This is a genomic window from bacterium, from assembly GCA_022616075.1.
Taxonomy (GTDB): domain Bacteria; phylum Acidobacteriota; class HRBIN11; order JAKEFK01; family JAKEFK01; genus JAKEFK01.
The window spans coordinates 1-9310 of the sequence record JAKEFK010000341.1 but is presented as its reverse complement, the minus strand read 5'-3'; the positions used below and the strand labels follow the sequence as shown (position 1 = coordinate 9310).

The following is a 9310-nucleotide window of genomic DNA, read 5'->3' as shown; positions in this document are numbered from 1 at the left end:
TCGCACTACAGTCATTGACTCTACTCCCACAGTCGATCCCCGGGGGAGAGGAAGACACGATACCCGATCCATTTCCAACTTTGGAAATTGTTACGACGAAGTAGTCGCGTGTATTACTTTGAGCGTGAAACTGGCCTTGGGAAGCTAGAATCAGAAAAACAGTCATCAAAACGAAGACAAAAATCTTTATTCTCATTTTGCACCTCCAGGTGAGAATTTGCTCCTCTTGGTGCAAGTCCGCTTAATTTTCTTGTTGCGGACAGGTACGATCCTGAATTTCAGCACGTTTTTTCTTAAAGACAGCTGCCCAGTCGTCAACTGTTACTTTTCTACTGACTCCCTTTTCCTCAACTACGTCACCCAACTGGTCGATCCGGCCGACACGAAAAATATCGCGAATCTGTTGATCGGATAATTGACCAAGCAGACCAGCCAGGAACTTGCGCCCTTCTTCCGTGATGATGGGATCCGTTAGACCTTCTTCGGCAGCAAGATGAGAACTTGTGATGTTGCCGATACAATGTCCTGCTCCCGTTTTCTCGCGAGTTTTCGCCTCCAGAGCGGTGTTCCAAATTTCTTTCGATTCCCAGGATTTCAAATCAACTCTGCTGATGCTCATAACGTTCAAACCGGAACCGAAAGTTGCGCCAAGATCCTGCACCATCAGCACCGGCTGAGTGCAGTAGCCCTTGCCATCCCTATCAAGATCCGCAATTTGATCAGGATAACAACCGATCCGCTGGTTGTCCGGTTTCGCATCCGCATGTTGAACAAATACGGCCAACAAGCGCAACGCATCTATGTGACTTCGTGGAGCTCCACCTTCATCCGTTTTTACTTTCTCCAGTTCTTTCCAGGTCCAACCCTGATCTTCTTTTTCTTCGATCACCTCGCCCGGAAAGTTCCGTTCGATCACAGCATCTTTGAAAAGGTAAGTTCCACGCTTGCCTTCCTCAGGTTTAAATGGATTTTCCGGACAATTGTTGCATTTCACTTCCACCGGATAAACATCGTCCGCGTAGAAACCAAGCGCCCAGAAAAGACGGCTTGCTGCGGCTTCGGCGTAGATCTCTTTATTTTGTTCGCCATACTTGACGCGCACCACATGGCCCTTAGGCGTTTTGCAAAGGAACTTCGGCCACCGTCCTTTTAATTGTTCTTTGGGTTCTATATATTCGCATTCCACTTGTGAATTCAAGCGGGCAGAAACCTCAGTTTGAGGTCCCGCAAGGATATCCATTTTTGAAACATCTACAGGTCTCCAGACTTGACCTTGCCGGAGGCCATCCTCTCGAAGGTCCTTACTGATTTCAAGTTTCATTTCGGCCTCAAGGGAGGCACAAATGAAGAATAAGAACACGATTAAGTACTTCATAGGAAGCTCCAGCGTAGGGACAGGGCTTGTCCCTGCTCGCTCCATAGCAGGGCTTGTCTCGGTCCGTCACGGGCGACCACAAGGGTCGCCCCTACTCCAAAAAAGTTTTCAGGCTACGCCGGCGAGGCTTCCCGCATATAGGGATCTGGCCTTGTTGCTCTGGCGTAGTTTCTCGAGCGCCTTTTCCTGAATCTGGCGAACCCGTTCGCGTGATACTCCAATTCTTTCGCCAATCTGCTTCAGGGTCAGGCATTTTTCCTGATCTAATCCGAAACGCAAATTCAGGACTTCACGTTCATTTTCGCGCAACTGTTTCATCGCATTGCGTAAATCCTGTTTCAGAGCGTCCCGCATTAAACAATCTTCGGCGGTGATGGTGTTGTTTTGAGGCAGCAAATTCTCCAGTACACGGTTGCTTTCCCGCATCGGCTGATCCAGCGATAACGCTTCTCCTCCGACTTTTAGAATTTCCGTCAGCTCTTCAATCGAAAGCCCCACGCCTCCGGCAATGTCATGCAATGATGGTTTACCGTTAAGATCATTGGCGAAACGGGAGGCTGTCAGGCCAACTTTGTAAAGCATATTGTTTACCTTTAAAGGCAATCGCAGTGGATGACTCATATCTGATAAAACTGTGAGAATAGATTGCCTTATCCACCAGATTGCATAGGAAATGAAACGAACGTTTCGATCCGAATCGAATCTTCGCGCCGCTTCGATGAGGCCAAGGTTTCCTTCATTGATCAAATCCAGGAAAGGAACGCCGTAGCGTCTGTATTTTTTAGCGACTTTGACGACAAATCGCAGGTTTGATTCCACCAATTTTTGAACGGCTTCTTCATCGCCCATTCGCGCGCGATACCCGAGCGCCCGCTCTTCCTCAACAGTCAGTAGTGGGATCATCGAGATTTCGTTCAGGTAGGACTGTAATGTCTGTTTCGTATTATCTTCTTTTACTGCTTTCCGTTTTTTCAATCCCATCGGGTCAGAACCTCCTATGTCATAGTGGACTAGTCCGAGAGTACACGTCTCGACGACCGGTCCGATATCGCAAAGAACAGCATTTCGTTGTCGTACAAACCGGCAACGTCCTTGTCGTAAAACCTACGACGCCAAAATTTCGTCCTCACATCACGTACTTTTTTCATGGCTAGATCGCATACACGAACAAACTTACTTTTTATCCAAAGGCGAAGGTATCGAAAGAGGGCGGATTGTAGTGTCATGTTCCGTCCGGCCTGTAGTAGAAGAACTATGACAACCAAATCTTCAGCAACGACAGGAAGCCTCTTGTTTTACGGACTTACAAAAGTTCCGGCCGGGCTCATCATTGAGTGCATTGGAGGAAACAAATGCCACGTAACACTTTTCATAGCTTGCGAAAAATTTTGGGATGCTGGCAACAGGTTGATCCGGAAATTGCGGTTCGCGCGTTAATGGCAACCGTCTTTACGGAATGCTGTCATGACTGCAATGAAAAATTGCGAGATGCTGATTTCTTGAAGGCTTTTGAACACATGGTGGATGAACTCTTACACGTTCAACGGCTGAGTCGCGTGGCATAGCAGAGGTTCAAAGGTTCAAGGGTTCAAGAGGGTAGATCATGCATAATAGAATGTCGCTAATCGATTATATAACCTGACTTATCAAATGAACCGGCTGACGATTGGTGCCGCCGCTTCACTCTTATGTTTGGAGGTTGGCGCTGCTTTCGCGCCTGTTCTTCTTGCAGGCGGTTTACTCACTACCTCATGGAAGTTAGGGCAGTTGCAGAATACAGGATTATGCTGGGTGCTTCTGTCGATGTTGTTTTTTGTTCGGCAGATGAAAAATTCCGGATGGACAACTCCTTAGCAATTGCTTTGTTCGTCACATTGACCGGACTGAGCAGCGGTTATCTTGCTTTTTATACTCCATTAGCATTGCTCTTACTGAGGCAAGCTGAAAACAATCGTGCACTCTTGAACCTATTTCAGGGCGAATAGTTCCGACCGGTCTAGTTGAGCTGCCCTCCCTAGCCCGTCCAATTCATTTTCGTCCATAACCCTGCGCGCGAGTGGAAAAACTTCCTGTTCTTCTTCGTGAATGTGATGTTCCACTTTGATTCGTAGTTCGGCAAGTTTGTACATCCATTCGGTAGAATTCTTGGGTTGAACTTCCAGCTCTCTCAACAGATCTTCAACGATGGAATGTTCCTTCAATGATTCCTGGATAAGGTCAGCTGCATCATCTTTTAAGGCGGGATAAAAAACTGCCTCTTCCATATGGGTATGAATTTCCAGCTCATCCTTCAAAACATCGAACAATTCTGATCGTTTCTTTGCCCCCCGGTTATCCGTTTGTGATAGCGCGCAAAAAGGAATGAAATGGTTTTGTGGTCCTTATCAATCATTTGCAATATACTCATGTTACGCCTCCTAGTTGCAAAATAGTATCCATCCGACGGTATTTGCAACGCCTTCCAGACGTTTTTTTGGGGTGAAATCTATGACAAAAGATTCAACAGATTTCGTTGATTTCAAAACCCACCGGTCTTAGTTTCGAGAAGAGGTGAAAAAACCAGAAAGGAGGATCTAATGAAAGAACAAAACAAGACCATCTGGGAAATTCCGCCTCGCGAACCAATACCTCGTCAGGAAGTTCCCAGTCATGGAACTGATCATCCTGAAAGACAATCTGAAGGTACTAATGAAAACCGGCATAAATCAGACAGTCGAAAGCGAGACTCCAAACGTGCTTCCAGGGGATCGTCCTAACTGAACAAATTTTGTTTAGAACGGAACCGGTGAAAGCCGGCTCCGTTCTCAACACAATTTTTGAGAAAGTGAGGTAGCTATGTTGTGGACGATTTTCGTTATTCTCCTGGCGCTCTGGGTGCTGGGATTTGCAACCAATGTTGCAGGTGGTTTAGTCCATATCCTGTTGGTAATTGCTTTGGCTGTGCTCGTGATTAACCTTCTTTCCGGAAGACGAGCCGTTTGACGAGGGGCGCGAATCTCCGCGCCCTTTCCTTTTTGGTAGTGGCAGAGCATTTTCCATTAAGACGTGTATAAACATGTTATCTTTCTAAGTCAGCCCAGATTGGACTTACCTGGAGGCCGCGAAAATGCTCTGCAATTATGCCTTCAAGCAGAGCATTTACTCCCCACAAGCGGCTAGTACTGTTGCAAGCATTCTCCGATAGCTGATCTGTTCAAATCCGATGTAAATGCTCTGCCACTACGATTTTCTGCGGTCGTGAAGGGAGATATTCACGATCAGAAAGCCGTCGGCTTCGAATTCTTGAAAGGCTTTGGAGATTCGCAAACCCAATTCGTTTTGCACAATGTCTTCTACTTCGGCAAAGGAAAACGGCTCAACACGGTCCTGCAACCTTTCCAATTCCAACAGACAATCAGGGGGAAAGAGTTCCACCCGGGTGGAAAGCAATTGCCTGATCTTAATGAAAGTTGGACCTAGATTCTCCAGATCCTTTGCAAGGTTTTGCGCTTTCAATCTTGTGCTTTCCCGGGCTTCCCGCAAAATTTCCGTTTCCTCGAACCGCACATTCTTAATAAGATCGGACCGGGCGTACTTCAGGATCAGCACAGCGATATCTTTATAGCGTTTTAAATTTGTGGTCAGCATGCTGTAACAGATAGTCTTGTTTTTCGCCTTCCCATCGCTATCGAGCCTGTGCGCATACCACTGTCAAATCGGTAACTTTTCGTGTGTAGCAAATTCGTTGACTTTTTCCGAGAGTGAATTGCTACGAAGAATCCAAGGACTTGTCGATATGGCCGTTTCGAGGGAGTGGTTAAACTTGCAGGTGAAGAAAAATAGGAGGGAATCAAATGAAGAAACTTGTCGTTAACTGTCAATTAGGGGAGCTCATCTACGAATTATTTGAAGAAGCTAAGCAAGTATCTTCCGAACCAATTGAGCAAAAACTGCTCGTTTATGCAGCATTAAAAGATCTGTTATCGAATAATTGTCGAAAACACACCACCAAAGCTGCGTAATTTTTCGAAATATTAAGGAGGTTTTCAGTGATGAAAAAGACAAGAAATATCGCTTTGCTTTTAGCAGTGATGGTGTTCGGTTTTTGTGCATACGGCCAAGCGATTTCCTTGACTGTAGGCTCCGGCGACTATTACGTAAATGTTGGCGATTATGATTATTTACCATACGCCTTCAATGCTCAACCTGGCTTTCAACAACAGCTTCCAGGTTTGAGTTTTCACTCAGCGATGGGCGAATATGGAACGTGGATCGCGTTACAGCCGTACGGTCAAGTTTGGCGACCTTACGTCGCTCAGGATTGGCGCCCCTATACGCAAGGTCATTGGAACTATACGCAGTATGGTCCCACGTGGCAAGGTTATGAACCATGGCGTGGGCCGGTTACCACTATGGCAACTGGGTATATGCGCAACAATTTGGCTGGGTCTGGATACCGGGCCATGAATGGCATCCGGGCCGGGTCGCATGGGCACAAGGATATAACTCCATTGGATGGAGTCCTATGCCTCCTTCCGGTTATGACTACAGCCGCGGGTACCTCTCCCAAGTCGGGCCCGTCAATCAGTTCACCTATTACGATGACGATTTCTCAATCGGATTCGGTTTTGGTGGTAATGACTATTCCTATGGTGGGCCGTATTATGATCCACGATACAGAAACATGTATTACAACCAGTCCTACCTGGGCACGATTGCCAGTATTCCATTCATAGAACCAAATCACTTCGGCTATGACAACTATGCTGATTATTATTATGGTGGCGACTATGCTCGCTATTTGTTCGATCGGCGGTTAGTCAGAATTTCAACACGACCGGTGGAACGAGTTGTGTTGGAACGGATCGTGCGTCAACCGATTCAAGTTCGTCAAGTGCGAACAAATGAAGTTGAAATTGACGGACGTCGAGTTCGTGTTGTTGCGGTAGAAGGTGAAGAAGAGAAGATCCGCAAGAATGCAAATCAAGTGATCAGGGAGACAATCGCACCAGCATTTGCTGAAAAGGCAAAACATTTAAGGCTGATAAAGCCAAAAACCGTGCCGCTTTGAACAAAGCATTGCGTCAAGAGAACGTTCAAGGTCGTACCGAAGAAGTCAGCACAGATCAGATCGTGCGTGAATCAAGAGAAAAGCATCAACGTCGGGAACAAAATCGCGCACAGATCAAAGAAAAGAAGCAACAAGAAATCGTGCAGGGAGAACGGCAGGGAAAGATCAAGGAAAAGAAAGACAAGGGCGCCGCATCTCCTCAAAAGCAGGAAGATAAGGCCCGCGTAAAACCTGTTGAACCGCCGAGACAACCTGTTCAAGAACAAGAACAGCAAGACGCTACGCGAAGCAACAGGCCTACCGATCAGGATCGTTTGAAAGATCAAAATGAAGAACAGCGTTTGAAAGATCGGGAACGGCAGTCCACTATCCGGCCTGAGACTGATGAAAATACTCAGCGGGAAGAAAGGCTGAAAATGAAGGACAAAGACGCGGATACGGAAGCTGCTGTCGATACCGAACGAAAAGATAAAGAGACTGAAGTTCGTTCCGATGATAAGCAGAAGGACGCCGCTACTACGAAGAAATCAAAGAAAACAAAAGGCAAAAAGCCATCGAAGCAAAAGGACAAAGATAAAGATAAAGAGAACCAGGATGAACCTCCTCAAAATTGAGGCGTTGAATCCTTCTTCATTTTTGAATTTCCAAAAGGGGCGGGTGAAAACCCGCCTTTTTGTTTTAGCGCTCATTCTTTGGAGAGAAAACATGCCAAGTCAATTTAAAGTTCAACGCACAGACAAACCCTTTCTGACCGATATTCAGACTCTGCGGCAAAGAGCACGACAACACTTGGAGAACGGTCCGGTGACAGACAGCTATAAAGCAAACCGTGAGCTTGTTATCAAGATACTCAATGAAGCTCTGGCCACAGAAATTGTTTGCGTTCTGCGTTATAAAAGACACTACTTCATGGCATCTGGAATCCATTCTCAAGGCGTTGCCAATGAGTTCCTACAACATGCCAATGAAGAACAACAACACGCTGACCAAATTGCAGCCCGCATTATTCAACTGGGTGGCGAACCGAACTTTTCTCCGGAAGGACTTGCAAGCCGAAGCCATTCCGAATACGTAGAAGGGGAGACTCTGGTGGACATGATTCAGGAAGATCTGATAGCCGAACGAATTGCGATTGATACCTACCGCGAAGTCGTGAATTTCCTGGGCAATGATGACCCGACCACAAGACGTTTGATGGAAGAAATTCTGGCGATGGAAGAAGAGCATGCTGATGATCTGGTGAACATACTGAAAGAAATGAATCTCAGACCGGAAAAAGAACGCAAACCAAAGTAGCGCGGACGTCTCGTCTGCGCTTGAGCTCCGCAGGCGAGACGCCCGCGCTACTTTGAGATTAGCCCTGTTTTTGTTTTTAGAGCGCGTTCAATCGACCGAAGAAGGAGATCTTCGGAGTAGGGTTTATTGATGTAGATATAATCGTCCAGAACTTTTAAGTAGGGAAAGCTTTTTTCAGAAAATCCGGTCAGGAAAACTACAGGGATTGGTTCCTCATAGAAGCTTTGAATAACAATCGCGGTTTCGATGCCATTCAGCTCTCCTTTGACTCGAACATCCATTAAGAGAAGATCGGGCCGCAGCTGCTGCACCTGATCGATCGCGGCCTTGCCGGAGTCCGCGATTCCCACAACTTCATAGTCATTTCTTTCCAGCCGCTCTTTGAGGTCTTCCGCGACTATATTTTCATCCTCAACCAGAAAAATTCTAATTTTCAATTTCCCCTAAAATCCCCGAAGGATTCAATTTTATCACGGTTTGTTGTTGTAAATACTTCTGAAAGGAATAGCTTTTAAAAGAGCAAGTGCAAGGAGTCAGCCGGATACAGCAGTGGATACTGACTCCTGTTTAGCGGAGGCAACGTTTTGCTCGAAATCGGCTACAACGGGAAGATGGTCGGATGCGATGAGCGCAAGCGGGCTTCGATATATCGTCAACCTTTCCAGTTTGAATGCTGAATCAAAGTAAATGTGATCCAGAGGCAGCATGGGCATCAACCCGGGAAAGGTTTTCACAGGATGAACCGTCACCGCATCGACACTTCGAAATTGTTCCTGAAGAAATTTCGTTGTCAATCCAAGCGTCCACTCATTGAAATCACCCATTACAAGACGTGTTCCTTTCAGGTCCGGATTCTTTAAAAGAGTGACATCAATCAATTTTTGCGCCTGACGCTTGCGTTCAAAATAACCAGTGCCCAGATGAATATTGAACACATGAACCAAACCAACTGGCTGAATATCCAAATCGGCGCGCAAAGAACCGCGCTCTTCTCTCTGGACCACCGTCAAGTCGTAGGTCTTTGTTAACAAAACAGGGAAGCGGGTGAGAATGATATTGCCGTAGATACCACCACGATACTTTCGCGTTTCTCCGACACAGCAAGTGAGTTTTAGCTCCTCTGAAAAAAACCTGGCCTGATCTTTTCGTAACGGACCTTCTTTGTAGCTCCACACTTCCTGCAAGGAGATAATATCTGCATTGAGTTTCTGTAGAACTTTCGCAATTCGTTCTGGACGAATGCGGCCATCCAGTCCCCGGCTCTTGTGAATGTTATAAGTCACAACGCGCAAAACGTCAGGGTTCTTAACCATTCGTTGTACCCGTTAGATAATCGTGGATCGTGATCTTGATCGTAATCGTAAACTTAATCGTGGATCGTACCTACGAATATTGTGGAAGATTACGATTAAGAGCAAGATTAACGATTACGATCACGATCCACGATTATTATGGAGGGGGACTCTTGCCCACCATCTTCGGCAAGCACAAATTCTGGCAGGCAGCAGGCCCGCCCTCCGTAATTAAAGTGCAAAGTGATGAGCAATGAGTTCTAATCACTCATTACTCATGACTCATTGCTCATTACT

At 46.3% G+C, this 9310-nt stretch carries 14 protein-coding genes; 8 read left to right on the top strand and 6 right to left on the bottom strand.

All coding sequences use genetic code 11. The features are described from left to right. Nucleotides 1–241 precede the first annotated feature (241 nt). Entirely contained in the window at nt 242–1375 is a 1134-nt protein-coding gene (locus L0156_26625) for a hypothetical protein (protein ID MCI0606575.1), read from the bottom strand. Nucleotides 1376–1483: 108 nt separating this feature from the next. Further along, nucleotides 1484–2356, bottom strand: coding sequence for an RNA polymerase sigma factor RpoD/SigA (locus L0156_26620; protein ID MCI0606574.1), 873 nt, complete (start codon nt 2354–2356; stop codon nt 1484–1486). Between the two features lie 371 nt (nt 2357–2727). Between L0156_26620 and L0156_26615 the strand changes: the two genes are divergently transcribed. Together L0156_26615 and L0156_26610 are read left to right on the top strand one after the other, a co-directional pair. Beyond that, nucleotides 2728–2940 carry a hypothetical protein gene (locus tag L0156_26615; protein MCI0606573.1) on the top strand — a complete coding sequence of 71 codons (213 nt, stop codon included), beginning with the start codon at nt 2728–2730 and terminating at the stop codon, nt 2938–2940. Between the two features lie 186 nt (nt 2941–3126). Continuing rightward, nucleotides 3127–3360: a hypothetical protein gene (locus tag L0156_26610; GenBank protein MCI0606572.1), complete on the top strand. Its 234-nt coding sequence runs from the start codon at nt 3127–3129 to the stop codon at nt 3358–3360. Here the strand turns inward: L0156_26610 and L0156_26605 are convergent. Next, on the bottom strand, nt 3343–3681 hold the full coding sequence (locus tag L0156_26605) for a hemerythrin domain-containing protein (protein MCI0606571.1): 339 nt from the start codon (nt 3679–3681) through the stop codon (nt 3343–3345). The genes L0156_26610 and L0156_26605 overlap by 18 nt on opposite strands. A 529-nt stretch (nt 3682–4210) precedes the next feature. Between L0156_26605 and L0156_26600 the strand changes: the two genes are divergently transcribed. Beyond that, the gene (locus tag L0156_26600) at nt 4211–4357 is read left to right on the top strand and encodes a lmo0937 family membrane protein (protein ID MCI0606570.1); all 147 of its coding nucleotides are present in this window, start codon (nt 4211–4213) and stop codon (nt 4355–4357) included. A 237-nt stretch (nt 4358–4594) separates the two neighbouring features. Here the strand turns inward: L0156_26600 and L0156_26595 are convergent, their stop codons facing one another. Continuing rightward, nucleotides 4595–5002: a hypothetical protein gene (locus tag L0156_26595; GenBank protein MCI0606569.1), complete on the bottom strand. Its 408-nt coding sequence runs from the start codon at nt 5000–5002 to the stop codon at nt 4595–4597. 206 nt (nt 5003–5208) lie between these two features. Here L0156_26595 and L0156_26590 point away from each other — a divergent pair, with 206 nt between their 5' ends. The 4 genes from L0156_26590 to L0156_26575 all read left to right on the top strand — a co-directional run bounded on the left by L0156_26590 (nt 5209) and on the right by L0156_26575 (nt 7721). Continuing rightward, nucleotides 5209–5376 carry a hypothetical protein gene (locus tag L0156_26590; GenBank protein ID MCI0606568.1) on the top strand — a complete coding sequence of 56 codons (168 nt, stop codon included), beginning with the start codon at nt 5209–5211 and terminating at the stop codon, nt 5374–5376. Nucleotides 5377–5744: 368 nt separating this feature from the next. Continuing rightward, nucleotides 5745–6425 (top strand): hypothetical protein, encoded by a 681-nt coding sequence (locus L0156_26585; GenBank protein MCI0606567.1) that lies wholly within the window; start codon nt 5745–5747, stop codon nt 6423–6425. Further along, the gene (locus tag L0156_26580) at nt 6422–7039 is read left to right on the top strand and encodes a hypothetical protein (protein MCI0606566.1); all 618 of its coding nucleotides are present in this window, start codon (nt 6422–6424) and stop codon (nt 7037–7039) included. The genes L0156_26585 and L0156_26580 overlap by 4 nt, the downstream gene beginning before the upstream one ends. 91 nt (nt 7040–7130) lie before the next feature. Then, complete coding sequence (locus L0156_26575) at nt 7131–7721, top strand: bacterioferritin (protein ID MCI0606565.1); 591 nt, start codon at nt 7131–7133, stop codon at nt 7719–7721. A 47-nt stretch (nt 7722–7768) separates the two neighbouring features. Here L0156_26575 and L0156_26570 read toward each other — a convergent pair whose 3' ends face one another. Further along, complete coding sequence (locus L0156_26570; protein ID MCI0606564.1) at nt 7769–8158, bottom strand: response regulator; 390 nt, start codon at nt 8156–8158, stop codon at nt 7769–7771. 96 nt (nt 8159–8254) lie between these two features. Beyond that, nucleotides 8255–9034: an endonuclease/exonuclease/phosphatase family protein gene (locus tag L0156_26565; GenBank protein MCI0606563.1), complete on the bottom strand. Its 780-nt coding sequence runs from the start codon at nt 9032–9034 to the stop codon at nt 8255–8257. Between the two features lie 29 nt (nt 9035–9063). Between L0156_26565 and L0156_26560 the strand changes: the two genes are divergently transcribed. Then, nucleotides 9064–9270 carry a hypothetical protein gene (locus L0156_26560; protein ID MCI0606562.1) on the top strand — a complete coding sequence of 69 codons (207 nt, stop codon included), beginning with the start codon at nt 9064–9066 and terminating at the stop codon, nt 9268–9270. Nucleotides 9271–9310: the final 40 nt, after the last annotated feature.

Bases quoted from the DNA above. Each gene is read 5' to 3' on its own strand.
- L0156_26595 (MCI0606569.1), bottom strand. From the start codon at position 5,002: ATGCTGACCACAAATTTAAAACGCTATAAAGATATCGCTGTGCTGATC.
- L0156_26615 (MCI0606573.1), top strand. From the start codon at position 2,728: ATGCCACGTAACACTTTTCATAGCTTGCGAAAAATTTTGGGATGCTGG.
- L0156_26620 (MCI0606574.1), bottom strand. From the start codon at position 2,356: ATGGGATTGAAAAAACGGAAAGCAGTAAAAGAAGATAATACGAAACAG.
- L0156_26585 (MCI0606567.1), top strand. From the start codon at position 5,745: ATGGCGTGGGCCGGTTACCACTATGGCAACTGGGTATATGCGCAACAA.
- L0156_26625 (MCI0606575.1), bottom strand. From the start codon at position 1,375: ATGAAGTACTTAATCGTGTTCTTATTCTTCATTTGTGCCTCCCTTGAG.
- L0156_26565 (MCI0606563.1), bottom strand. From the start codon at position 9,034: ATGGTTAAGAACCCTGACGTTTTGCGCGTTGTGACTTATAACATTCAC.
- L0156_26575 (MCI0606565.1), top strand. From the start codon at position 7,131: ATGCCAAGTCAATTTAAAGTTCAACGCACAGACAAACCCTTTCTGACC.
- L0156_26600 (MCI0606570.1), top strand. From the start codon at position 4,211: ATGTTGTGGACGATTTTCGTTATTCTCCTGGCGCTCTGGGTGCTGGGA.
- L0156_26590 (MCI0606568.1), top strand. From the start codon at position 5,209: ATGAAGAAACTTGTCGTTAACTGTCAATTAGGGGAGCTCATCTACGAA.
- L0156_26610 (MCI0606572.1), top strand. From the start codon at position 3,127: ATGGAAGTTAGGGCAGTTGCAGAATACAGGATTATGCTGGGTGCTTCT.